At 41.4% G+C, this 25,953-nt stretch carries 17 protein-coding genes; 1 reads left to right on the forward strand and 16 read right to left on the reverse strand.

Going from position 1 to position 25,953, the window contains the following annotated elements; all coding sequences use genetic code 11:
- Positions 1–37: 37 nt before the first annotated feature.
- Positions 38–565: a 3'-5' exonuclease gene (locus DWW91_RS23190; protein ID WP_007655844.1), complete on the reverse strand. Its 528-nt coding sequence runs from the start codon at positions 563–565 to the stop codon at positions 38–40.
- A 99-nt stretch (positions 566–664) separates the two neighbouring features.
- On the opposite strand from DWW91_RS23190, the gene DWW91_RS23195 reads away from it, so the two are divergent.
- The gene (locus tag DWW91_RS23195; RefSeq protein ID WP_122329047.1) at positions 665–1,036 is read left to right on the forward strand and encodes a hypothetical protein; all 372 of its coding nucleotides are present in this window, start codon (positions 665–667) and stop codon (positions 1,034–1,036) included.
- 60 nt (positions 1,037–1,096) lie between these two features.
- On the opposite strand, the gene DWW91_RS23200 is transcribed toward DWW91_RS23195, so the two are convergent.
- The 15 genes from DWW91_RS23200 to DWW91_RS23270 all read right to left on the reverse strand — a co-directional run bounded on the left by DWW91_RS23200 (position 1,097) and on the right by DWW91_RS23270 (position 25,877).
- A complete protein-coding gene (locus tag DWW91_RS23200; protein ID WP_122329048.1) occupies positions 1,097–3,046 on the reverse strand; it encodes a DUF6259 domain-containing protein in 1,950 nt (649 codons plus the stop codon).
- Between the two features lie 25 nt (positions 3,047–3,071).
- Entirely contained in the window at positions 3,072–4,607 is a 1,536-nt protein-coding gene (locus DWW91_RS23205; protein WP_122329049.1) for a RagB/SusD family nutrient uptake outer membrane protein, read from the reverse strand.
- 24 nt (positions 4,608–4,631) lie between these two features.
- Positions 4,632–7,985 (reverse strand): SusC/RagA family TonB-linked outer membrane protein, encoded by a 3,354-nt coding sequence (locus DWW91_RS23210; RefSeq protein WP_122329050.1) that lies wholly within the window; start codon positions 7,983–7,985, stop codon positions 4,632–4,634.
- Positions 7,986–8,165: 180 nt separating this feature from the next.
- Positions 8,166–9,203 (reverse strand): FecR family protein, encoded by a 1,038-nt coding sequence (locus tag DWW91_RS23215; RefSeq protein WP_122329051.1) that lies wholly within the window; start codon positions 9,201–9,203, stop codon positions 8,166–8,168.
- A 71-nt stretch (positions 9,204–9,274) separates the two neighbouring features.
- Positions 9,275–9,853: an RNA polymerase sigma-70 factor gene (locus DWW91_RS23220; RefSeq protein WP_046146445.1), complete on the reverse strand. Its 579-nt coding sequence runs from the start codon at positions 9,851–9,853 to the stop codon at positions 9,275–9,277.
- 145 nt (positions 9,854–9,998) lie between these two features.
- On the reverse strand, positions 9,999–10,673 hold the full coding sequence (locus DWW91_RS23225) for an SGNH/GDSL hydrolase family protein (RefSeq protein WP_122329052.1): 675 nt from the start codon (positions 10,671–10,673) through the stop codon (positions 9,999–10,001).
- Between the two features lie 57 nt (positions 10,674–10,730).
- Entirely contained in the window at positions 10,731–11,741 is a 1,011-nt protein-coding gene (locus DWW91_RS23230; protein ID WP_010801427.1) for a hypothetical protein, read from the reverse strand.
- Positions 11,742–11,910: 169 nt separating this feature from the next.
- On the reverse strand, positions 11,911–14,025 hold the full coding sequence (locus DWW91_RS23235; protein WP_122329053.1) for a nucleoside hydrolase: 2,115 nt from the start codon (positions 14,023–14,025) through the stop codon (positions 11,911–11,913).
- Positions 14,026–14,050: 25 nt separating this feature from the next.
- The gene (locus DWW91_RS23240) at positions 14,051–15,517 is read right to left on the reverse strand and encodes a RagB/SusD family nutrient uptake outer membrane protein (protein ID WP_122329054.1); all 1,467 of its coding nucleotides are present in this window, start codon (positions 15,515–15,517) and stop codon (positions 14,051–14,053) included.
- Positions 15,518–15,543: 26 nt separating this feature from the next.
- Positions 15,544–19,017 (reverse strand): TonB-dependent receptor, encoded by a 3,474-nt coding sequence (locus DWW91_RS23245; protein ID WP_233584560.1) that lies wholly within the window; start codon positions 19,015–19,017, stop codon positions 15,544–15,546.
- A 154-nt stretch (positions 19,018–19,171) separates the two neighbouring features.
- The gene (locus DWW91_RS23250; RefSeq protein ID WP_122329056.1) at positions 19,172–20,425 is read right to left on the reverse strand and encodes a FecR family protein; all 1,254 of its coding nucleotides are present in this window, start codon (positions 20,423–20,425) and stop codon (positions 19,172–19,174) included.
- A 24-nt stretch (positions 20,426–20,449) separates the two neighbouring features.
- A complete protein-coding gene (locus DWW91_RS23255; RefSeq protein WP_044215198.1) occupies positions 20,450–21,004 on the reverse strand; it encodes an RNA polymerase sigma factor in 555 nt (184 codons plus the stop codon).
- Between the two features lie 285 nt (positions 21,005–21,289).
- The gene (locus tag DWW91_RS23260; protein ID WP_122329057.1) at positions 21,290–22,495 is read right to left on the reverse strand and encodes a Gfo/Idh/MocA family protein; all 1,206 of its coding nucleotides are present in this window, start codon (positions 22,493–22,495) and stop codon (positions 21,290–21,292) included.
- A gap of 58 nt (positions 22,496–22,553) precedes the next feature.
- A complete protein-coding gene (locus DWW91_RS23265) occupies positions 22,554–23,576 on the reverse strand; it encodes a hypothetical protein (RefSeq protein WP_122329058.1) in 1,023 nt (340 codons plus the stop codon).
- A gap of 15 nt (positions 23,577–23,591) precedes the next feature.
- Positions 23,592–25,877 carry a family 20 glycosylhydrolase gene (locus tag DWW91_RS23270; RefSeq protein WP_122329059.1) on the reverse strand — a complete coding sequence of 762 codons (2,286 nt, stop codon included), beginning with the start codon at positions 25,875–25,877 and terminating at the stop codon, positions 23,592–23,594.
- Positions 25,878–25,953 lie beyond the last annotated feature (76 nt).

The raw sequence follows: 25,953 nt of genomic DNA on the forward strand, positions 1-25,953 counted from the left end.
CTAAATCGAATTAGACCTAGGTGTATCCGAAAAACCTTTATAATAATTCCTGTAAAGTATTTACACCTTTTTCCCGCATCATTGTAATAGCGATATGTGCACAGGCATAGGCATCCGCCATTGCATGATGGTGATTCCTCAGGTCATATCCGCAATAGGCAGCCACAGTATGTAGCTGATGGTTCACTAGAAAAGGATACATTTTTCGTGACAGTCGGCAGGTACAATAGAACTGATATTTGGGATAGGCCAGTTCGTAAGCCATATGTGCAGCTTTCAGGCATCCTTCATCGAAAGGGCTGTTGTGGGCTACCAGTGGCAAATCGGCAACCTTCGGTGCAATTTTCGCCCAGACTTCTTCAAAGTCAGGTGCCTCATTCGTATCTTCCGGTGTCAGTCCGTGAACAGCGGTAGTCCACTGGGTATAATAGTTAGGATACGGGCGGATCAGACTGTACACCTGGTCGATCACATGATTATCTTCTATAATGACAATCCCGACACTGCATACACTACTGCGTTTCCCATTGGCGGTCTCAAAATCTATTGCGGCAAAGCGTTCCATATAAGTTTATTAGTTATTATGGCAAAGATAAAGATAAAAACATACGAAAAGACATTGTAGCCCGTTATTAATCATAGTAACACTTTAAAAGCTCACCGTATGAAAAAGAAAACCATGATTTTATTATTCTCTCTGCCAGGCCTGTTTCTTATTTTATGTGCGTTAACTTTTAGACCCATTAGTAACCCTCAAATGGATGAATGTTCTTTACTGCAAGGAAAACTGGCAAAAGTCAAGAGTGACCCTAAAACGAAAGACATTTATTTACGTCTGGAAGACGTAGATAGGCATTTATACATCAACAGGGGTTTAGAAAAAGGTCTGACCGAAGATTGCCTGAAGAAACTGATCGGAGAAAATGTGTCACTTTATGTGGTCAAGCATTGGACTTTGTTGGATCCCCAAAGTAAAACAGGGCATGTATCGCAAGTTGAACATGCCGAAGAGATATTATATACGGAGTTTGACTAACTGAATGAATCCCCTTATATTGCCTTGTCTTAGGAAATACAAGGGGATTATTTGATTTAATTATAATATTTGGATAACACAACCTACATCTTTCGGGAGTAATTTCATTTGAATCATCGCCTTTCCATTTTTGAATTTAGGTTCTATGATTCGGTCATTCCATGCGTCATAAAATCGGGTACCCTCCATAGCTTCTATTTCTAAAACATCACCTTCGTAAATACTGTTTGATGCATTAAACAACGTCCACACACATTCCTTTTCAGAAGGGAAATAATTGGCATAAATGAATGGTTGTCTGGTTTCAATTAAAGGTTCCGGTTCCATTGAGCGAAAAGCTTCTTTGTGAGTGCTAAGTATCGAGTAACATTTCCTAATTGTTGCCCTCACGTCTTCCGGAAACCACTTAGGATTACTCAACGGACCGGAAAGCCAAAGACCTTCCCCGTTAAAAAAAACATGTTTTATACCTATCGTATCATGCCCTATAGGATCATCAATATGTAAAATTTCAAACAATTTATAATCAGGAAATGCAAACCTGTTTAAATTGACTACAGCCGGATTATGTCTCACAGAATCTCTTCCGGTACAAATCGCATAACTAAAACTACCATCCTGATATTGGGTTGAAATATCTGTCGGACACTCTTCTGTATATGTAACAATATTAGCAGATATCTTTCTTTTAATATGATTCATCAGACCCGCTTCTGCGAACACTTGCATTTCACTATTCACGGAAGTATGATGTACATCATGACCATGAGAAGGATTATAACAGCCATATTGCCATCCAAAACCGAACTGGTCGATGTAAACCCCGTCTGCTCCCACTTCTTCAGAAGATCTTTTTACAGTATTTGCTATATATTCGCGCCATTCTTCCACCAATGGACAAGGATAATAATATCCGTCACCAAAACGCGCATATCGATTCGATTTCGCATCCAACATCTGCCAGTCTGTACCATGCTCCTTACAAACTTTAGAAGTAGGAGATAACAAATATCCTTCATGATAAAGTCCAACTGGTATTCCAGAAGCTTTCACTTTCTTCACCTGTGACTGTAATTCTTTCTTATTCAAATAATGCCAGGGAAAATAATCACCACAACGCCCTTGATCCGGCGTTTGTCCCCAATCAAATAAATGTAGGTAATCCACACCTCCAAAAGCATTGACCGACTCATTCACTTTGGCTATTAAATCGACTTTGCCGGTTTTCAGATCATGAGCGCCTGTCTCTCCACTATTATCATACAAAAATGTTTGTCTGAAATTATATACATCACGAAACCAATCTTTGCGTGCTGTTATGGGTCGCAACGTATTTTTTAACCAATTCCTGTATTGGGTAAAAGCAGCATGCCAATCACCCTGATGGACACTCAATTCAGCAGAAGGTAGAGACCATGACTCACCGGGAGCCAACATTTTGGCCCGGTATATCACTCCCATACTTAAAATATTTTTGTTTCTATCCAGATAATATTTCTTCGGATAATTAGAATCATCCAATGTCTGTAACATAATACCTCCATGCCCAATCCGATAAACATCTATAAATTGGAAAGGGAAATTACCACTATAAACTTCAGCATAAGAAATACTATCCGTGTTATTAGCCATCTCTCCCTGACGGGGAAAGAGCTGGTAGATTTCATCAGATTCGACTTCCGTAATTTCCCAATCCTTTAACACCGGAAATCGAGGTTCAACCCAAACAGAATCATTTCCATTATTCGTGAGCACCAATAACAAACGATAGCAACCGTTATCTACACTCTCAACCGATAAAGAAGGGGATATCCCCTCTCCTTTTCCAATATCAAATAAAGGAAAAGAAGAGGGTTTCCACTTCATCTTTGAGGTATTTTCTACAAAATTTGTAATAGCGCCCTGTTCGTTACATTCCAATATAAAACATTCCTTCGGTATGTTATTACATTGTACAAAAACGCACAAACATATTACCAGTACAAATAAACTCAAAGTTGTTTTTTTCATACCATTCAAAAATCTATTTCAAACATCAAAAACCTGGATTCTGTATCAAAGCTTTATTCATTTCCATTTCCGTCTGAGGAATAGGCCACAAATAGTGTTTTTTCTCATCAAACACTCGAGTCGTATAGACTTCGCCCAATAAATTTTTAAATGAACGTCCATTTAGCATTGAAGCTGCAACCTTCCATCTACGAATATCCGAATAATAAATACCCTCTCCTGCCAATTCTATCATTCTCTCATTTCTGATTAATTGCCGCATTTCATCTTTCGATTTAGATGAAATATCTATCGCTTTGACTCCTGCTCTTTCCCTGAGACAATTCAATGCATTATAAATACTGACATCCGGAGTACCTAATAATTCATTTTTTGCTTCTGCATACATTAATAAAACGTCTGCATATCTGATAACAATATAATTTTGATTATCATCTCCCCAGGCCGAACCGTCATCTTCGACTACATATTTTCTCCACATTAAACCTGTACGCGTTCTACCTTTTACATAATCGCCTGCCTGTAACGGAAAAACATAGTCTAGTCCCTTAAATTTGGTACCCGGACGCATTACTGTTATATCCATACGTTTGTCACGATTTGCATAGCGATTTGCAGGATCATAACCCGAAGCGGAATCGGTTATAGGTAACCCATTTGTACAAAGATATGAGTCCAGAAGTTCTACGGTAGGACAAGAAGTATTGGTACTACCTGTCCCATTACAGGATAAATTTCCCAACCAATAATCTAAAGAACCTCCTTCACCAGTCTTTGGTCCCAAATATTGCACATCAAATACAACCTCCTTGTTATTCTTATTATGATAATCAAAAACATCTGCATAATTATCCAATATACCATACTGATAAGTATCAGAGTTGTTAACTAACTCTTCAAACATTTCAACAGCTTTCTGATAATCCCCTGCATACAAATAGACTTTACCTTTTAGTGCAATTGCAGCCCCTTTAGTAGCGCGTCCGGTTTCTGATGTCTCATATTTAATATCTAAAACCTTAATCGCATCATCAAGATCTTTTATAATAGCACTTCTAATTTCTTCTACAGGTGTACGCCCTTTATTTGCATTCTGTACAGTAATTTCTTCCAGATATAATGGAACATCGCCCCAAAAATCTATCAGATTAAAATAGTACAATGCACGAAGGAATTTACATTCTCCAATCAAACGTTCTTTCAAAGTCTGATCCATATCGATATCCACTATCTTTTCCATGGCCACATTTGCCCGGTTAATACCCCGATAAAGAATTTCCCATTTATCTTTAAATGAACTATTTCGTGCAGTATGAAGTCCCAAATTCACATCTCCGTTGGAAGTTTCATCTGCAATCGGACTATACATATCGTTCAGTACATAATTACCATATACAGATTGTAAAGATGCATAGACAGCTGTTACACCTTGAACGGCATGCTCTTTAGTTTTCCAAAAATTCGACTCGTCTACATAATTCAAGGGATATTTAGTCAAATAATCATCACAGGAAAAAAACAACCCGGCAAATAATGATAAAAACAATAATATCTTTTTCATAACTATCTCTATTAAGCATATTAATTAAAACGTCAGATTCAATCCGAAAGTAAACTGTCTAACATTAGGATGGTTATTAGCCATACGAATTTCAGTATCATAGCGCTGGGCACTTGTCGATGCCGTTTCAGGATCCAATCCGTCATATTTTGTAAAAGTCAACAAATTCTCACCACTGACAAACAGACGCAGATGTTCGACTCCCCACCGCTGAAATAAAGTATATTTCGGGAAAGTATAGCCAATTTGTACATTTTTCAATCGTACATAATTTGCATTTTGTAGCCAAAAATCAGAAGCAATTGTATTTCCCTGATAATCGGCTGTCAAACGGGGTAGCTCTGCATTTATATTTTCCGGAGTCCACCGTCCCAGCCACTTCGTACGATATGAACGACCTCTTCCCACATTGGGATTATCCCAGTTATCCTGTCCCCATACTTGATATCCTAATAACGACTGGAATAAGGCAGAGAAATCAAAATTCCGATAAGAAGCAGTTAAATTCAGTCCCAATACATAATCAGGGGTAGATTTTCCAATCACTGTACGGTCATTATCATCAACAGTTCCATTATTATCCAAATCACGATAAATCAAATCTCCCAATTCATTGCCATATTTCTGTTTTGCATGATTATCAATATCTTCCTGAGTACGAAATATACCGTCACAAATAAACCCATAATAAGCGCCATATTCATATCCGTCACCAATAATAGTATTATCGCCAATAATAGGTTCTCCTCCTCTATACTTAGTAACGATATTTGAGACATGAGAAATATTGAAATTTGCTCCAACAGAAACCTTTGGGTTGATATTCTTATGATAATTAAGAGATAACTCCCACCCTTTATTCTTCACATTTGCCAAATTCTGATACGGAGCACTTAATCCACCTAAAACACCAGGAAGAGGGGCTGTGATCAAGATTCCTTCAGTGTTTCGTTTAAACACATCAAAGGTGACATCAAAATCTTTCAGGAAACCAAAATCAATACCGAAATTCGTGATTTTTGTTTTTTCCCATGTGATAGATTTATTAGGGACACCGGAGGGTGCAGCACCCTGTGAAACATTCTGTCCGAATACATAAGACTCTCCATTTCCCATTCCATACACATTCGCGAACGTATAGTTATTTCCTATATTATTATTGCCCAGGGTTCCATAAGAAACACGAAACTTAAGATTATCGATAAAACGAGCGTTATCTTTCAGAAATTTTTCTTCTGAGGCTCTCCAACCCAAAGAGAATGAAGGGAATGTACCCCACCTATAATCTTCCGAAAAACGGGATGAACCATCACTTCGTACATTTACTTCCAACAAATATTTACCCATATAATCATAATTCAAACGGGCAAACCAGGAAACCAAAGACCATTCTTCTGCCCAACCACTTCCCCATGGAGAAGATGTAGAAAGATTGATCTGGAATTCATCAAAATCAGGCATGCCTCCTCTTCCTATCAAAGAATAATCCTGACGAAACTTCTCCGTGTTAAATCCGGTTAGAACTTTTACATTATGCTTATCCCAAAGTGAAAAATCATACTTGACTGAAGCATAAAATGATTGCCAGAGATCTCTATTGGTTATCTGATTAAGTATGTTTTCAGGGAATGGACTTCTGATGATAGATTCTGTCTGAAAATTCCACATGGGGGTATAGTGTAGCTGTGTTTTAGTAAAAGAAGCATTATTATTCAATGCATAATTACCTTCGAAAACCAGATTTTTGATCGGTTCATACACAATGTAAATTTTCCCCATATACTTATTTCCATTTGTCTTTATAGAACGACCATCATTAAAAGCTAACATGTTGTTACCCTGATTATCTTCTCCCTGGGCCATTGTGGCACCAAATCGTCCGTCCGGATGAACAGGCAGAGCACTAGGAGATGAATTTGCCAAACAAGCCATAATATAGCCACTCTCATAAGCTTCACGCAATACATTATATTGAATATTTGAATTCAACCCGACTTTAATCCATTTATTAATCTGCGATTCAAGATTCACTTTAATATTATAGCGGTCATAGCCAGTTCCTTTCAGAATCCCTTCATTATTCAAAAATCCGAGTCCCACATTAAACAGGAAAGCATCATTTCCTCCATTGATCGATACATTGTTTTCCTTTCTCCAGGTAGGATTATATATTGCTTCCAACCAGTTTGTATTCGGATATAAAAGCGGTTCGTTTCGATGTGCTTCCCATTCTGCTATAGTTGCTTCCGGGATAACAGGTATGCTACCTGGGGAGATATTATTATATCCTTCATTTGTCAGTCTAGCCGTTGTCGGATAATCACTTACCACATCGAATAAGTTGGTTGCTTCCTGACGGGAAAACAAACCGCTATAAGAAACTTTGATTCTACCCTTATTCCCCTTTTTTGTTGTAATAAGTATAACCCCATTTGCTGCACGGGAACCATATATAGAAGCAGAAGAGGCATCTTTCAAAACAGAAACAGACTCAATATCATTCGGATTTACATCATTCAAACTACCAATAATTCCATCTATCAGAATCATTGGAGACGAATTATTCAACGTACCGACCCCGCGAATATTGATACTGGCATCATCTTTACCCGGTTGTCCTGAAGATTGTCTGACATCTAAGCCTGCCACCAAACCGGAGAGTCCACTTGATATATTAGATATCGGACGTCCTTGTAACTTTTCTTCGACATTAACACTGGCTACGGAACCTGTCAGATTCACCTTTTTCTGGGTACCATAACCCACGACAACTACTTCATCCAGTTTCTGGGAGTCTTCTTTCATTACAATCGACACAACAGATTTATTTCCAATCTTAATATATTGATCCAGGTATCCGATATAAGTAACCCGGAGAGTAGCATTAACTGGAACCTCAAATGAAAATTTACCATTAAAATCAGTTATAGTCCCTTGTGTTGTACCATCTATCACTACATTCGCCCCAATCACAGGTTCATCATTTTCATCAGTGATCGTACCGGAGATCACCCGTTCTTCTTTTTTCTTTTCCTGTGCTTTAGCTTTCAATGTTAAGACAATCAGGTTCTCCTTTTCTTTTTTATATGTTATATCTGTATTATTCAACAACTTAGACATAACTGATTCTATAGAAGAATTTGTTACAACCAAAGAAGTTATAACATCAAGACTTGTTAAATCATCATTATAAAAGAACTGATAGTCACTATTCCGCTCTATTGTTTTCAATATTTGCCGAATCGACTGATTTTGTACACTAACTGTTATCTGTGAATAAAGAGATGCCGATAGAAATAAAAACAGCAATAACAATCCACTACGTTTAATTTGCAGTTTTTTAATCAATTGCATTGCCACTACAAATACTTTTTTCATATTTTTGTAGATTTAAAATTGTTTATGAATTGCGCTTGATATTTGCAAGATACGAAAGCGCAGTTTTATTAACATGTTGCAGATAGGGCAGTGTCTTTCACTGTCCTATTTTTGTTTACGTGATTCTATGATGTATTTTTCATCTATTCTACATTTTAAGGTTCAACAATTCAGACATTCTCACTTTAAAGCCTTTTCGTAATAAGCTTTTTCTTTTATATTTTCCCGCAATATGATTACACTATCCTTTACTTCATAATCAAGAGGTGATGTTAAAGACAGAATCTGTAAAATACTTTCCAAACTTGTATTTCCAAGGGTTCCAGTAAAACGATATTGCTTGAGAGATTCCGTTTCAAAAACAATCCTTGTATTATAATATCGTTCCAAAACACGCACTATATTTTCAAAAGATTCCGCTTCAAAATTCAATATATTATCTTTCCAACTAGCATAATCTTTTGCATCATATACTGTATTTTTTTTCAACTTTCCCGTCTGCCTATTAAATACAATCCTCTCATTCGGCAATAAAATCTGCCTATCCGAAAAAGAACAGACTTCAACTTTTCCAGTCATCAGAACCGTAGAGATTTCAGATTCATCCGTATACGATTTCACGTCAAAACTTGTTCCAAGAGCCTTAACAGACAAATCATTTGTCTTAACAATAAACGGTCGGTCTTTATCCGGAGACACCTCAAAATAGGCCTCTCCTTCTAAAAGAAGGACCCGCTCACGATCATTAAAACCACTACCATATATTAATTTACTATCAGAATTTATCCAAACTAAAGAACCATCCGGCAATGTTATATTGGCTTTTTGCCCTTTTTCTACCGCTACAATCATATCCGACATAGTCATTTTATTCTTTGTATACGAATAAACTCCATACGCGGTCATAATAAGTAGCAATACTACGGCTGCAATCTGGCTAAACCATCTACGATATCTTGCTCGGGATAGAGTAAATCTTTTCGTCTGATTTATCGGTGTTGAAAAATTTGTATCAGAAATTTTCAGTTTAATCTCTCCCAAGAGCTTTCGTTGTAATTCAACATCTATTTCCGAAGAAGCCATATTCCATTCCTCTTCCGCCCAGTCCTGAAAAGAGCCTTCGCTTTTCAGCCATTGGATGAGAACCTGAATTTCTTCTGCAGAAGCCTGCTTTAACAGGAACTTATCAAATAATTGTATGTAATCAGTCTTTTCCATTTTATTGTGTCTATTAGGTATACAGGCAACAGATACAAATCCGTTACCCGCCCTCGTGTATTTAACTTTTATTAATCAATTAATAAATAAAGGAGTAAAGAAACAGATAAACCGTAGTGTTGATTTATCCGGCTACGCATGAATGAAATAGCCTTGGTTAACTGTGATTCTACCGTATTTTCAGAAAGATTGAGTTTTTCTGCAATTTCCTTATTAGTCAGCATATTCCGGCGGCTTAGTACAAATATCTCCCTACGGGCAGGGGGCAGTTGGTCTATCAATGAGTCAATGTATTCTTCCAGTAAGTGATAATCGACTTCTTTTTCAGTTGTGTTTTCTGTTGGTTCGGAGGCTATTACTTTTTCCTGATAAAGCTGTTCCAGCATTCTGTGCTGATAAATATTTACGAGTTGGTTTTTGGCTATTGTACAAAGGTAAGCTCCAAACGATTTTCCGGGATCAAGAGACTCCTTCCCTTCCCAAACCTTGATAAATACAGCTTGTACAATTTCCTCCGCCAAATAACTATCCCCTTTCGAAATACGCATAACAAAGTTATAGAGTTTACCGCTCCAAACAGTATAAAGATATTCAAAAGATGTAGTGTCTCCTTTCCTAAGATTACAGATGTGTTGTGATTCCTTATCCATAACGTATGCAGTTACCTGTGCAAAGGTAAAAGAATTATCAAATGACAAAACAAAAAACAGAAAAAAGGGTATCCGTCGGATACCCTCATCTTTCATTTTAGTAGTTATGGATTAAAAAAACTGTTTTTTGATCAAAGAATCAACGCTAGTACCGTTTTAACACCGGCAGAAGTATATTTTCCATGACCTTATATCCTTCCGCATTAGGATGTACCCCATCTCCGGAATACTTTTCAGGTAATCCATTCCGTTCGTCTGCCATTTTAGAGTGATAATCTACATAGGTAATTCTATTACGGTCTGCATATGCTTTAAGCATTTTATTCAGCTCGATAATTTTTTCCGCCGGCTTCAGTCCCTTATGCCAACTAAAATCATAAGCAGGTAAAACAGAACACAGAATCACATCTATCTTATGAAGTTTCGCCAATTCAATCATAGAAACAATATTTCCCTTGATATTCTCCAAAGAGATATAACCGTTATTCTCCGCAATGTCGTTAGCTCCGGCAAGGATTACTACCGCTTTAGGTTTAAGGTCGATCACATCTTTGCGGAAGCGAACCAACATTTGAGATGTGACCTGTCCGCTGATTCCTCTAGCTATAAACTCATTCTTCTTAAAGAACAACGAATCAGCATACCACCAACCTTCGGTAATCGAATTTCCTATAAACACGACTTTCGAAGGTGTTTTTACAGTCTTGTTCTGTTCTGCATACCGTTCGAAATTGGCCCAGTCGACTGCCTGTTGGCCAAATAATGAAGTTGTGGCCAATACACAAATACTTAGTATCAACCATTTTTTTACGTTTTTCATACTACTATTTTTATTAAGTTACGTTATTACTAAATTCAATCCTTGATGTGTTAACAATTAAAGTTTGGCTTTTTTTATTAGTAAATGATCCATCATTATATTATAATAATTATCATCATCACATAACCGATATATCACGAAATGTTTTCCATCGGCGGCATCTGTAAATGTATTACGTCCCGTTTCAGTATCTATGGCTATATTTACACGTTTGAAACCTAACCGGTTAATTTTTCCGCAAGCATACCCGGCACACCATACTCCAAAAGGGTCCCAAGCATGACGACCGTTTTGAGTCCCGAACGCGACCAATGAACGAGTTACAATATCCCTCTTATCTATATCCACAGCCTGTAATTGACCACCGCACCTGAGCATTCCCCCCACTTCATTTGTAAAAAATAGTATCGGATAAGGCCAGGTCTTACTTACATAATCAATAGCCAATCGGGCTTCCTTAGTAAAGAAAAAATTATTACAACGCCCTTCGGGATAAGTTCCACCGACGATATACAACTGTCCGCATTTTTGTTTTACTAACTCAAGCCCCGACAAATCAGAATATTCATCCGGTTGGCTTTTCAACAGGGCTTCTATATTTGTCGTATACCCGGTAGTGACAATATCCACAGGCGTATTACTTTCTGACAATATCTTTCTATACATTTTTACAGCTTCATACGCATTTACATTACCATCGTTATATGCTGCCATCAAATCCCAATAAGGGGATTCATCCGGATTGTTTGCCATACTTTTTCCGATCAATACATCCGGTTTATTTTCATATAACAGGAAACCTCTCAATGCTTCCAGATTATTCTTTCCGACTATTGAATATGCGACACCCTTTAAATCGATAGTCCCATCATCATCAAGTGCCGTTGCAATCCTTACCGCACATACATCATCCACATCCGTACACATATCGACATCCAATATCATTTCCTTTCCGGGAGTGGTATTCAGATACAGCTCATCCACGTTTCTGTCTTCCTGCCGGTTCTCGTATGTCTTACAACCGGTCAAAAAGATGACCAACAAAATTATTTTAAATTTATCTTTCATCTCATATTTCATTTTTTATCCACTCACTGCCGGAAGATAATTGATATTAAGGCAGACAGAACGCAGATTACGGCAAAGTTATTTAATAAAATAAATTTGCGTTTATCCGCGTCATCTGTTCTGTCTGCGTTCTTTTACATGATCTTAGAATTTAAAGGTATATATTTCTTTATTTTTTACAGTCTATATCCAAAATGGTACCTTCAATATTACGATGGCCATTTTTATTATAATAATAAACTACAAGAACTCTATTATCTTCCAGCATAATCGGCCAAGGATAACCTAAATCCGGTCCATCACCATCATCACGAAGTATAAATTCTTCGGAAATGGCATAATCCGTACATTCTGCATTCAAAATTCTTGCCCGGATGCCAAAAGGCTTGTGACGATAGCCATATGTCAACAACACACGATTATCAGGAAGCCTCAGAGCCGCCAAAGGATGCCCCTGGAATTGCATTGATTTCCATTCGAAAGTCTTTCCTCCATCGGTCGACCTGGCAATACATGCATGATCATACAAAGTAGTCCGTAGAAAACCGACTATATCTCCCTTCGGTGTTTCATAAACGGAAGCTTCATTGAATGCAACACTATCATCGGTAGCAACCAGTCCGGAATACTGCCAGGTTTCGCCTTTGTCCTCAGATACAAGCAAATGATTACTGGTTTTTCCTAACGGGGCAGGATCATGACCAGCCACAATCCAATAAATCTTGCCGTTTTTACCTTCGCACATGGCCCCTCTGTTATAAGTCGGCAGAGGCTCTCCCGTTGCGCTGATATAAATTTCCGAATCCAGCGTTGGAGGAACAATCGGATCTTCCCATGTTTTCCCCTTGTCAAAAGACCGCAAGATATATCCTCCTAAAAATGCAATTTCACCACCATGCCAACTCTCATGCAAAACAGGTTTTCCTAAATTGTCTATACCCTCCTGAGAGGAAAAAGCCCAGCCGTAACTGGCACAAAGCAAAGTTCCATCCTTTAATTGCAATAAACAAGGGTCCTGTGAACCACCAAAAGGATGGGCGTAGATTAACTCCGGATCTTTCGTCCAGTTTTCACCATCATTCGAATGAACCTGCACCAAATAGCTGTTAGGATCGACATGCGCATTCCCTGGTTCACCAAAAACTCTTCTGTCCGGTGCACGCCGGAATGCCACCGTATACTCATTGGGCCCCAGCTTTACAGCCGAAGGAAATGTTGCATGAAATTTAGGATCTTCATAAATAACCACATCTTTTACTTTTCGTATCTGTGGCTGTGCTGCCGCTTGCTGTCCCTGAGGGACATTACAACCTAAAGCATTCCAAAACTCATTCTCCATTTTCTCCGCATCGATATTCGTGTATATATCGACCTTTCTTTTGGTTGTGCCCGGAGGCGTATCTACCATCTTTTCTTCCGCCCATTTCGGATTTGTGATCGCATAAACAAGAGCTACATCCCACATGGTCCAGGAAGAAGTCATATTGTCTCCAATCCTCTTTCTCCACCGATCCGCTATAAAAGTTCCTATACCTTCCACCTTTTCAAGCTTATTGATCGAATGGGCATTATGAAAACGCAGTAATCCGCTTACGTTATTAGGCATAATATGAAATTCCAAATCTTCTGCATCGCAAAGAAGATCAAAGGCCTCCAAGTCATTAGCCACATTAAATTCATGTTCGCCTATCCATACATCCTTTTCAAAATCATAGGTTTGCCCAAGCCAGTAAAGCGCTATCTTTTTAGCTATTTCAGGCTTCACCATTACAGCAGATGCCACATTCGTTAGGGCTCCGGTACTGATGATTGTCAACTTTTCTCCCGGAGGCAAGTCTGATGCTTTGCGGATAATAAAATCCGTTGCCTCACTTCTGCGAGGGTTGTTTTCAGGACTCCCTTTTTTATAAACGATCTTCCTCTCACTTCCCACGGGTAAGGGGAGGTCTGTCCGGTCTAATAACTGCACCAATACGGCATTCATCAGCCAACTGGTATAGGCAGAATTATCATTCCACCAAGGATCATGTCCTTCCCGCACCGTATTATTCCTTCCATCCCATTGCGCAGCAGTCATTCCGATGACTTCCAGCTTAGGCGACTTCAAAGCAGCAGCGATTGCAAGCAAGTCATCCAGCTCATTATCCGTATCGGCATCAATAATCACGTTTCGTACTTGAACATGCTGGGGAAGTGATGTATTTTCCCCAGCATTCTGTTCTTGTTTACAACCAAACAGACCAATACCAATACTTATTATTACACTAACAAGTAAATATCTCATCCCTATATTCTATATTTCAAGAGAATCAGTCTCCCCAACCAGGAGTCTGTCCGACTTGCGGTTCACGAGTCAATACAGTCAAGCTAAGCGGCCATAACAACATGTGATCCTGCCCTTTCTTATTATTCAATGAAGGCACTATATCAAATGCTTTTCCGAATCGTATGAGATCCCACCATCTTTTTCCTTCGAACACCAATTCCAGCAATCTTTCTTTCAGAATCTCGTCGTCATTCAATTCTTTAGACCGGTTCACAAAGATGTGTTTGTCAAAATTATCACCATACGCTCTCTTTCTGATCAGGTTCATCTCTTCAGACGGATCCTGTCCCAATGCATTCTTGGCTTCAGCCTTCATAAGCAGCACGTCTGCCAGGCGATATAAAACGAAATCACTCCTGAAATACCTCTGACCATTTTGTACGACACCCCGCCCTTTACGAATCAAAGCCGGATACTCCATCTCATTATCTTCACCATATCTCAACCCATCGACAAAAGAAGCCTCTTTCCGGCTATCGTCATCTGTAAATTGATTTTTAACCAAATCGCTTACAGTCCAAGCCATACCATTCCCGGTAGTACCTATCACCTCTCCGCTAATCGGATCTATCATACCGCCGTCTGCTCCGGAATAGTTATCCTTAAAATAATTCTCCCCACCATCATAAATAGTGTTTGCAATAGACATGATTATCTCCTCATTGCTTTTATTACCAAATTCAAACAGATCGGCAAAGTTCGGAAGCAACGCCACATCAGCCTTCAGCACTTCATTGCAAGCCGCCAAAGCAGTCTCCAGATCGGCATTCCCTCCGCCGCACCGTTTGGCTGTCCACAAATAAACATCGGCCTTCAAGGCATTGGCAAACGGCTGGGAGAAACGGTTTCTGGAGGCCCAGAAAGTATTGTCCTGGAACAAAGCGATCGCATTATCCAAATCCTCTTTTATCACTTTGAAAACCTCTTCCACTGTAGCCCGGCCTTTATGTACGGTTTCCGGATTGTAACCTTCGGTGGGCTCTACCCGGAGCGGAACACCGCCCCAGGTTTTAACCAACACAAAATACAGATAAGCCCGCAATGAATAAGCCTCTGCTAACAAGTTATTTTTTGTGGCCTCAACCGCATCGATACGAGGTATATATTTAATAAGCAGATTCGCCTCATTGACAATCTTATAGAGTGAAGTCCAGTCGGGACCCGGTAATTCCTGGCTCAACGTATTTTTATAATACCGCTCATAGATATCCCCTGTGACTGCCCTCGTAATCACATCACTTCTGGATTCTCCCAACGTAAACAACTCACCGCACGACATCGACCTGAGTTGTACATACGAATGCGTCAAGACCCCTGTTGCATCATCTTGATTCGTCCAAAAAGACTCGTTTGTAATAGCACTCTCAGGCTTCTGGTTCAAAAGATCCCCACATGATGAGCAAAATAACAGAACAAACAGGCATATAAATAAATTACTATACTTATTCATAACTTATCGAGTTTTACGAAATTAAATTAAAATGTAGCAGATACGCCGAAAATCACATTTCTGGGAAGAGGATAACGCCCTGAATCTTTTCCTCCGAACTCGGGATTCGCACCCGAATATTTCGTGAAATAATGAAGGTTGTTTCCGGTTACATTCACTTTCAGGTTCTGAAAAATTCTACTCATCATACCTGTAAGCGGCAGTTTATAACCCAACGTAAGCTCTCTGATGCAAAGGTAATTACCCGATTCATAAAATTCAGAGTTCATCATACCCAATCCATACCAATCGCCACCTCTCCACAAGTTATAATCTTCATTCGGTATATACACCGGCAGTGCTGCCACGTCACCTTGCTTTTTCCAGCTCTTGTCGATCATTTCCTGCGGTATATTGAGGTTACCTGCCCAGCGTCCACAAAGGAAAATCTTCTGTTCGTTAAAGATAGTATGTCCGGTCATATAGTCCATACGCAGGTACAAATCGAAATTCTTCCAACTCCAGGAGCTTGAAATACCGCCTGTCCACTTCGGATAGGTATTACCCATGTAACAAATATCTTTCTCATTGATTTCGCCATTACCATCGGCATCATACCAGCGGGTATCACCACCGTATTTGGTCTTATCTTCATACGGGTCCATCATATCAACCACGGGGTCGGCCTTCGCTTCCTCATCGGTAGCATAGATTCCCAACGACTTCCAGGCAAAAAGATCACCGATCCGGCCACCTTCCTGAAGACCACCTACCCAGTCGTAGTCATTGATTTCCGGATTCCAGGCATAATAACCTCCTACCCGGTTTCTTTCCACACCGTTTTCCGGAAGTTTACGAATCTTGGTTTTCACATGAGAGGCGTTGAAACCTAACTCCCACTGCAATTCGGATCTTTTCGGCATTACCTGCACCTTTACCTCTACTTCGATACCACGGTTGTCCAGACTACCGTAGTTAGTGGTAATCACATCAAAACCGGACGACAAAGGCATAGGCAGCTGTGTAATCAAATTATCGGTCCTACGACTGAAATAATCGAAAATAACATCCACGCGTTGATCGAACAAACCGACATCCACACCGACATCGAACGTTTTAGATTCTTCCCATTGCAAATCTTCATTCGGCAAAACCGTATTCGCAATTCCGTTTACCCACATATACCTTCCCTGGCCAACAGAGTATTCGCCCTGTGCCGTATACGGTCCCATGCCGGTAATATTACCATTGACACCATAACTACCTCTCAGTTTTAAACGGAAAGCATCCGCATCCATATCTTTCCAGAAATCTTCTTCATGCACATTCCATCCGATAGAAGCACCGGGGAAGAACCCCCATTTATGCTCTCTACCCAGCATAGAAGAAGCATCGTAGCGGGCATTCACCGACAACAAATAGCGCTGTTTGTAGTTGTAATTGATTCTTCCGAAATAACCCAACATAATCTGTTTCGACAAATTGCTGGTCATATGCTTGTAATTGGAAACCGCGTTCAACGTCGGAATCAAGTCGGTCAACGCACCATCTCCACTGGCCGACATGCCATAGCTCGACTTGAAATAGTAGGAATAACCGGCCATGACATTCAGATGATGATCCGTAAAATCTTTATTGTATGTTAATACGGCATCCGCCTGTGTCTGCCACCATTTAGAATAACTGGCACTAGCCGGGCGTACTGTATTCACGTTGTTCACACCATCCTTGTAAGAAGGGGTAAAGGAATATGTATCCAAAGCTTCTTTCCAAATAGAGAATGACGGCGCGAATGTCAGGCCCGGAATAATCTCCCAGTTTCCATCGAAGATGAACGTGATATTCTCATCGCTATTCTTATTGGTATTCCGATGCAAATGATAAGCCGGGTTTCCGTTCCCTTTGATACCGGGAGAAAGCGTACCGTCTTCGAAAGTATATTTCGTTGTCGGCGCCTGTCCGATGGCACGAGCAAAGATACTTGTTTCATTCACACCGTTATTGGTATACTTACTATAGGAAGCACGTCCGCCGATCTTCAGGTTAGGACGCAGCTTCACTTCTCCACCCAGGTTGAATGTCAAACGATCATAGTATGTAGTGATAACGGTACCCTCATTCTTCATATAGCCTGCACTGGCATTGAAAGTAGCTGTTTCGGAACCACCCGAAACGTTGACATTATGATTATGTGAAACGGCTGTACGGAACAACACGTCCTGCCAGTCTGTCCCTTTGAAGATGATGGTTTTCGACGGATCGATCGGGTCGGGCATACTTTCCCATCCTTCGTTCAATTTATGTTTGTTTTCCGGAGTCAGATATTGTGTTGTATAAGTTGTATTCGCTGTCAGGTCGTTACCCGTACCGGCACCTGTGGCCGTATAAAGATCATTCAGGCCGAATCCCCAGCGCTGATCGGCAATCTGATGTCCGATACGGCTATAATAGATATAGTCGCGGGCAGATGCCATATCATATCTTTTTCCTACCTGGGAAAGTGTAAGGTCGTATTTATAAGTGACACTGGTTTTTCCGGCTTTACCTGTTTTTGTTGTAATCAGAACGACACCGTTTGATCCGCGTGCACCATAGATGGCAGTGGATGCGGCATCTTTCAATACCTGCATAGACTCGATATCATCCGAATTAATACCATCGATGTCGTTACGGATCACACCGTCCACGATATAGATCGGATCAGCACCATCGGGGCTGTTGATTGAAGTACCGCCACGCACGATGATACGGGGGTTTGCACCCGGCTGTCCGGTAGTAGACTGTACTCTGACACCGGATACGGTTCCTTGCAACGCTGTAACAAGGTTTGAATAAGGTACGCTCTCAAGCGCTTTCGTATCCATCTTGGAGACAGAGGTAGTCAATGTAGCCCTTGACTGTGTGCCATATCCAACGACAACGACTTCATCCAGGACTGTATTTGGCTCCAAAATGACATTGAATATTTTCTTTCCGTTCACAGCCACATCCTTTGCTTGCATACCTACAAAAGAGAACTGCAATACAGCATTCTTAGGTACACCACGCAACTCAAAACGGCCGTCCAGGTCGGTAATGGTACCATGCGTCGGATTATCCTTCTCCACAACAGTTGCTCCGATAACAGGTTCTCCTGCTTTATCCTGAACAACGCCTGTCACATCGATGCGCTCTACCTGCGCAACCGCGGGCAGTTGGACGGAATTCGACTTGTTTTTCGCTACAACGCCGATGAACACCTGGCGGTCGTCGATCGAATAAGCGTTTCCGGTTTGCAGCAACACTTGATCGAGTATTTTGTCGATCGTCTGATCTTTCACATTAATACTGACCTTTTTCTTTAGGTTAACAGCTTTGTCACTATAGAAAAAAACATATTCGCTATTTTTTTCTATCATTTTGAATACTTCTTCCAGGGTATTGTTGTCTGCTTCCAAGGTTAACAAAGTGGACTGCGAATAACTGCTTGCAGCATTCGCGAAACATATACCTGCTATGAAGAATAGGTTTATCAGTTTCATAATCCGAATGAATCTACTAAAAACGGCATGCGTATGGCTGCCTTTTAAATTATTTATCATACATTTGTATTGATTTAAGTTGATACTCTGTGAAATTTTCAATTTGAATTATGCCGGATAATGTAGGGGTATGTTATCCGGTTTTTTATACTCATTACTCCATAGGCTTGCTGTTTAAGGGGGTTACGCTAAAATAATAGCAATCATCTTGTTTCACGAACTTTACGGGAATCATCTTGGTTAATCCGTTCAAGACTTTTTCCATATCATCCTTCAAATCCAGTTTACCCGAGCAAGTCAGGCGTTCCAATTCCGGCTCCCATTGGATCGGTTTTCCATAATAATCCGACAATCGCTGCAATATGACGGATAGACGTTCTTTTTTATATTGCAACAAACCATCTTTCCAGGATATATAATCATATACATCTACAGTCTGAATATCCACATCGCCGGCCGATGTACACCGGAACCGTTGATTGGGAATCAACTCGGCTTTCCGGCCTGCTTCCGTGCGGACATGTACGGAACCTGTCACCAATACGACATCATCCGTCTCTTCATGACCATACGACTTGACATTAAAGGAGGTTCCCAACACCTCGACAGCCATCCGGTCTGTTTTCACAACAAAGGGATTGCCTTCGTTGCGGGTTACGTCGAGAAAGACTTCGCCATCTACATAGATCTCCCTCTTATCGCCTTTGAACGAGACGGGAAATATGACATGCGACCCGGCATTAACCCAAAGTTTGGTGCCGTCGGACAGCAACAAGGTGGAATGTTTGCCTTTAGGCACGATTAACTGGTTATAGGTAACTGTCGCCTCTTTTTCTTTTTTATCGCCAACTGCCTTTTTATCCTTATTTCCCTCCATTACCGTTTGGGAATTGACCTTGATTTGTCCTTTATCGTCGTATTTGACATCTGTATTGTCTTCTTCAAATCTCATTTGTTTGTTGTCCGACAACACCAGGCAAATGTCTGATCCGGGCTGTACATTCTTCTCCTTTTTGAAAGCGGCAATCATATCAATCATATTATCTCCCTGCCGGTTGCTTTCATAAAAGAAATAGAACGATACACCCAACAAAATGAATACACATGCCACGGCCGAGAAGCAGGCGGCATAAAGCGTCCGTATTTTTTTCTTCAGAGAACTTTTATTTTCTATTTCTATTTTACTCCACAATGCTTCTTTTTCTTTACGAAGGAGTTTTTCTTTAGGAGAGTGTACTACCTCGATAAAAAAAGCCGCTTCTTCAAAATCCTGTGCCGACAAGTTGCCTCTTTGTATCAGAAAATCCCAAAACTCGCGGCTCTCCTGTGTAGGATGCAAGATAGATGATATGAAATAATCATCCTGCAATAATTCATCTACTGTATATTTCTTATATTTCTTCTCCATCTTGTTAATCCAATAATCAATTTATCAAAAACGAACAAATATATCATTATGCATGAGTTCTCTTATCTTCAGGATAGAGCGATGAACCAGGTTACGTACAGATTGATTGTTCATGTGCATCAGTTCTCCTATTTCATCGTACGACATCTCTTCTACATAGCGATAATAGATCACTTCGTTTTGCTTGGGCGACAAGACCTGCAAAAGTTTTTTCACCCTGGCAACATTATTACTAGCAGTCTCATTTTTCAGAAACTGGTCTTCTACGGAATATTCCGTTTGAAAAACAGGTTCTATTGTCTCTATCTGATAATATTCAACACTTTTTTTGAACAGATCGAACAGTTCATTTTTCAACGATACAAAAAGGTAACTTTTTATATTATTTACTTTCCTTTGTTTGGAACGATCTTTATATAGAGAGATAAAAACCTCCTGAATACAATCTTTAACCGACTCGCGGTTGGTGGTAAAGTGCATGCCGTAGGCGAACAAGTCGTCTATATACAGGTTGTACAACTCTGTATATGCTCGGTCGTCGCCTTTAAGAAAGCGCTTCCATAGACTATCTATGTGCATCTGGTCGCTCATTTTCCTTTATTTATTATACAGACTTTAATATTAAAAAATTGTACTCAATTTCTTACTGAAATTTTTCAAATTTTATTTCCAAGAAGGAGAATTAGTCGGGGAACTACCTATATTACGCCATTCCTTACAAGTGGAACATCACTGAAGGCAGAACATACAAGAATGCAACCGATCTGTCACAGACCGGCTGCATTGGTTATCACACAATTCTATAGCATGAAAAAAAATGTAAAAATGTATTAGTCATGGTATATTTTATACATGTATAAATGTTTAATCGAATACCGGTATCTTCAATAACTCGCCGTCGTGCATGGCCGATTTGTGGGCAATGATACCAGGGATGGTGTAAGCCAGCGCTTCATGTACATCGACCCCGGGCTTGCGGTTTTCCACAAGCGAGCTGATGAACTCGTGGGTAATGAAACAATGCGAGTTGCCGTGTCCGCTGATATGGCTGATCTTTCCGGGCAGACCGGTCTTCCAGAAGGGCTTCATTTCGACAAAGTGCATTTCGGGTTCGTCGACAACGAAGCCGCCTTCGTCTTTGCCTTGCATTTCGCTGGCGACTACCTGATGCGAGCCCAGGCCTTTGTATTCGGAATAGTAGCTCATTTTGTCGCCATGCCACTGGCCTCTTTCAACACCTACCAGCGCACCTCGCCAGCATACTTCGCCCATGAAGGAGTTGCCCTTGTCGGTACGGAAGAGTGCCGTCTCATTCCAGAAGGGGTTACCATAAGGGTTGTTGTTCAACAGCGGGCTTCCATCGCCCCAACCGTTGCAGGCTACGCTTACGAGTCTTTCGCCGGTGACGGCGATCAGGAAAGAGGTAACATGCGTAGGGTATAGCATCGGCGGGAGGCCGTGTCGCCAGGTCGGTTTCTTGTTTTCGTCGAAATACAAGGTTTCCAGGCCGGGATGGTAGTAGTGGGCCGCACTGCTGAAGATGTTTCCGAACTTGCCTGCGCGATAGTATTCCTGTGCCATCATGGTTTCTTCGCGGTAGGTGGTTGTTTCGGCCATCATGTAGGTGAGCCCTGAACGCTTCACGGCTTCAAGCAACTGATGGCATTCTTCTTCGTTCATGGCGGCCGGAACGGCGCAGAGCACGTGTTTGCCGGCCTTGAGGCACTGGATCGTGTGGCGCACATGGTCGGGTGCCGGGGTGAAGAGGGCTACGGCTTCGATTTTGGGATCACGGAGCAGTTTCTCCAGCGATTCGTATGATTTTTTACATTGGTAGACTTCCATCAGTTTGTTTCTCCGTTGGGTGTCCAGATCGCTCACAGCTTCAACGATGCAGTTGGGATGTTCGTGGAAGAAAAAACCTAAACCGAAGTTGCCGCCAACTACGCCCAGACGGATTTTCTTATCCGAAGCGAGTGGCTTGGCAAATGCGAAGCGTGGCGAAACGCACATGGCTGCTGTGGCCAGTCCGAACTGGCTTATGAACTGTCGTCTGTTTATCTTTTCCATATTCTTTTATGTATTAAAAAATGTGTTTTAAATGGGTATTAAATAATTCGGTCAGCAATTAAAGTTTGGCTTTTTTAATTAACAGGTGATCCATCATGGCATTATAATAGTTTTTGTTATTGCATAGCGGATAGATGACGTAATGCTTTCCATCGGTTGCATCGGTAAATGTATTGCGACCCGTTTCGGTATCAATGAATATATTTACTCGTTTGAAGCCCAGCCGGTTGATTTTACCACAGGCATATCCGGCACACCATACGCCGAAAGGGTCCCAGGCAAGCCGTCCGGTATCGGTTCCGAAGGCGTATAAGGCACGGGTTACGATGTCTTTGCGTTCGGTGTCTACCTGTTGCAAGCCGGCGCCGCATACGAGCAATCCGCCTACATTGTTGGTGAAAAAGAGTATCGGATAGGGCCAATGCTTGCTGATATAATCTGCCGCCGTACGGGCTGCGGGGGCAAACCAGATGTTGTTGCAACGCCCTTCCGGATAGGTTGCGCCTACGACGTAGAGTTGTCCGCATTTTCTTTTGACGAGTTCCTGGCCCGTAAGCTCGGAGTATTCGTCTGGTTCACTTTTCAGCAGGCACTCGATGTTGGTGGTGTAGCCGGTTGTAACGATATCGACCGGGGTATCGCTTTCGGCGAGTATTTTGCGGTACATTTTTACAGCTTCGTAAGCATCCACCTTGCCATCGCTATATTCGGCCATCAGATCCCAGTAGGGTGATTCTTCAGGCGGGTTGGCTACCGCGCTTTTTCCTATCAATACATCGGGCTTGCCTTCGTGAAGGAGAAAACCGCGCAGGGCATCGAGGTTATTGGGGCCGTTTACGGAAAAGGCTACTCCTTGCAGGTCAATGATGCCGTCGTCGTCGAGTGCTGTTGCGATCCGCAGGGCACAAGCGTCGTCTACATCGGTACACATATCGACGTCGACGATCATTTTTTTATGGGGAGTCGTATTCAGGAAGAGTTCGTCCGGATTTCTGTTTATATTCAAATCCGTCTGGCTTCCGTCGGTTTGGCAACTACCCAACAGGATAGTTGCCAACAATAGTTTATATATGTGCTTCATGGTTTATACAAAATTTTAATTGCTTTTTATCCACTCGCCACCGGAAGGCGGAAGGTATTGAAAATCGATTGGGTACCAGCAGGTGGCAAATCCTTCTTTCAAGCGGTTGGAAAACACGAGGTCGAAAGAATGAACACCTTTTTCGAGGGCGATCTGCGTCTTCTGCTCATAAAAGCGGGAAGAGGTGGGATTACAGATTACTAGTCTTTCTGCAATCCACAACTCATCCGCGTTCGATTTAAAAGTGTAAATACCCGTCTCCGGTACTTCGATTTCGCCGGAATAGCATGCCAGTCCGGGGGTTTTGAAATCGAATTTATTGTTATTATATGCAGCAAAAGAGTTTATTATCGTATCTGTTTCGTATACTGCTTTTGCAAAGTCGTTATGATCCTTAAAAAGGCCGTTTGCCAGCCGGAGGTGGATTCGTCCGTTGCAGATACCGTCGACTGCGGGTCTGGGTGTTTGCTTGTCAACGTTTATGGTACGTATCGGACTGAGTTTGCCGCTTGCAGTCTTTGTACAGACTTTGAGTGTACACGGCTGGTGCAGTACTAACCGCTCCGGCAAAGAGAGAGCATGCATGTCGGGAGTTGATCCGTCTGTCGTATAGATCATAGGCAAGGAACGGCTGTTTTTAAATTCCAGCACGACAGAATCTCCGGTAAAGACTTTGTTGGTCGTCAATTCTCCTTCCGGAAGCGGAATGTGGTAATTGATGCCTTTCAAATCCAAACGGACCTGCATGTTTTCCAGACGGCGCAGGAAGTCGTCCCAGTTTTTCTTTTCGGGTGTTGTCCAGGCTGTTTCCGCCAAAGCCATGGTTCGGGGATAGAGCATGTATTCCAACAGTTCTCCGGAGGGTGTCCATTCGCTCCATAAGCATGCTTGGGTACCGATTACATGTTTTCTTTTGTCGGGAACCAACTCTTTTGGAAGCGGCTCGAAATCGTATACGTCTTTCAGGTAAGATTGTCCGCCCATAGCAGCCGGTTCTACTTCATCGGCGCCTTGTGCAGCACATAGGTAGAGACCGTCGGCCATGGAAGCCATAACAACGTCGTGGCCTGTGGCTGCTGCCTTGGCTCCGCATTCGGTGCCTTTCCAGCTCATTACGGTTGCATCTTCAGGCAATCCGCCTTCCAGAATTTCTTCCCAACCGATCATGCGTTTACCCAACGTACCGGAGATAAAACGCTCCATCCGTTTGATGGCATAGCTTTGCAATTGTTCTTCCACCGAGTGCTCCGGAGTTGGGCGGAGGTTCAGCCTTTTGGCTAATGCCTGGCAACGGGGACATGTTTGCCAATATCTCTTAACACATTCGTCTCCCCCGATGTGTAAATAGCGGGCTGGAAATAGTTCGGCTATTTCCGTCAATACATTTTCCATAAAAGTGAATACGGAGTCGTTGCCTACACAAAAGACATTCTCTTCATAGCCAAAGACCTGTTCACTTTTAAAAGGTCCGCCGCTACATGACAATCCGGGGAAAGGAACCAGGGCCGACAAACTGTGTCCCGGGAACTCTATCTCGGGTATCACCTCTATATGATGACGGTCGGCATAGGCTACCAGTTCTTTTATATCTTCTTTTGTATAATAGCAAGGACCGTATAACTCTTCATTATATGTTTCCTGTACGGCAGAATATTCAACCAGTTGCGGATACTTATCGATAGCGATACGCCATCCCTGATTATCCGTCAGATGCAAATGCAGGCGGTTCAGTTTAAGCATGGCCATCACGGATATCTGTTTTTTCAGTTCTTCCACGGTAAAGAAATGGCGGCTCACGTCTATCATCACTCCTCTGTAACTGAACCGTGGATGGTCTGCAATTCTAACAGCAGGAACAGATAGTTTCATTTTCAAAGGTTTCGCACTTTCGATTTCTGCCGGTAAGAGTTGGAAGAATGTTTGTATGGCATAAAACATACCCTTTTCTGTGGCGGCCGAAAGTGATATTTGCCGGTCGTCTACTTCTATTTCGTATCCTTCTTCTCCCAGGTTTTCATTCGTTTTGAACCTAATGCAATTATTGGAAGAGTTATCCGAAAAAGAGAGTTTATATCCGCTTGCTTCTTCCAGCTTATTCATTAATACAGAGGCTTCTTTTTCCCAATCACCATTTTCCAATGATAAAGTGGTCGAGTTGCTGACAGGAAAGACGCCTTGTCGAACTTCCAGCTGTAAGGGGTCCGGTATGATATGTATTCCGGAATTGTACACTTTATCTTCCACAGAAAGATGGCAGGATATGAAAGAATAAAAAAACAGATATACGAAGTATCTTTTCATTTTGAGTTATATCTTACATGTTAGGAGTTATAAAGCGGAGGGAGGTCTGTCGACCTCTCCCCCTCTTATTTTAAGC

The sequence above is a fragment of the Parabacteroides sp. AF17-3 genome (genome assembly GCF_003635445.1).
Classification (GTDB): Bacteria; Bacteroidota; Bacteroidia; order Bacteroidales; family Tannerellaceae; genus Parabacteroides; species Parabacteroides goldsteinii.

Coding starts and splice junctions, on each gene's coding strand:
- DWW91_RS23210 (WP_122329050.1), bottom strand. CDS start 7,985: ATGAAAAAAGTATTTGTAGTGGCAATGCAATTGATTAAAAAACTGCAA.
- DWW91_RS23195 (WP_122329047.1), top strand. CDS start 665: ATGAAAAAGAAAACCATGATTTTATTATTCTCTCTGCCAGGCCTGTTT.
- DWW91_RS23190 (WP_007655844.1), bottom strand. CDS start 565: ATGGAACGCTTTGCCGCAATAGATTTTGAGACCGCCAATGGGAAACGC.
- DWW91_RS23220 (WP_046146445.1), bottom strand. CDS start 9,853: ATGGATAAGGAATCACAACACATCTGTAATCTTAGGAAAGGAGACACT.
- DWW91_RS23205 (WP_122329049.1), bottom strand. CDS start 4,607: ATGAAAAAGATATTATTGTTTTTATCATTATTTGCCGGGTTGTTTTTT.
- DWW91_RS23200 (WP_122329048.1), bottom strand. CDS start 3,046: ATGAAAAAAACAACTTTGAGTTTATTTGTACTGGTAATATGTTTGTGC.
- DWW91_RS23225 (WP_122329052.1), bottom strand. CDS start 10,673: ATGAAAAACGTAAAAAAATGGTTGATACTAAGTATTTGTGTATTGGCC.
- DWW91_RS23270 (WP_122329059.1), bottom strand. CDS start 25,877: ATGAAAAGATACTTCGTATATCTGTTTTTTTATTCTTTCATATCCTGC.
- DWW91_RS23255 (WP_044215198.1), bottom strand. CDS start 21,004: ATGCACATAGATAGTCTATGGAAGCGCTTTCTTAAAGGCGACGACCGA.
- DWW91_RS23260 (WP_122329057.1), bottom strand. CDS start 22,495: ATGGAAAAGATAAACAGACGACAGTTCATAAGCCAGTTCGGACTGGCC.
- DWW91_RS23250 (WP_122329056.1), bottom strand. CDS start 20,425: ATGGAGAAGAAATATAAGAAATATACAGTAGATGAATTATTGCAGGAT.
- DWW91_RS23235 (WP_122329053.1), bottom strand. CDS start 14,025: ATGAGATATTTACTTGTTAGTGTAATAATAAGTATTGGTATTGGTCTG.
- DWW91_RS23230 (WP_010801427.1), bottom strand. CDS start 11,741: ATGAAAGATAAATTTAAAATAATTTTGTTGGTCATCTTTTTGACCGGT.
- DWW91_RS23215 (WP_122329051.1), bottom strand. CDS start 9,203: ATGGAAAAGACTGATTACATACAATTATTTGATAAGTTCCTGTTAAAG.
- DWW91_RS23265 (WP_122329058.1), bottom strand. CDS start 23,576: ATGAAGCACATATATAAACTATTGTTGGCAACTATCCTGTTGGGTAGT.
- DWW91_RS23240 (WP_122329054.1), bottom strand. CDS start 15,517: ATGAATAAGTATAGTAATTTATTTATATGCCTGTTTGTTCTGTTATTT.
- DWW91_RS23245 (WP_233584560.1), bottom strand. CDS start 19,017: ATGAAACTGATAAACCTATTCTTCATAGCAGGTATATGTTTCGCGAAT.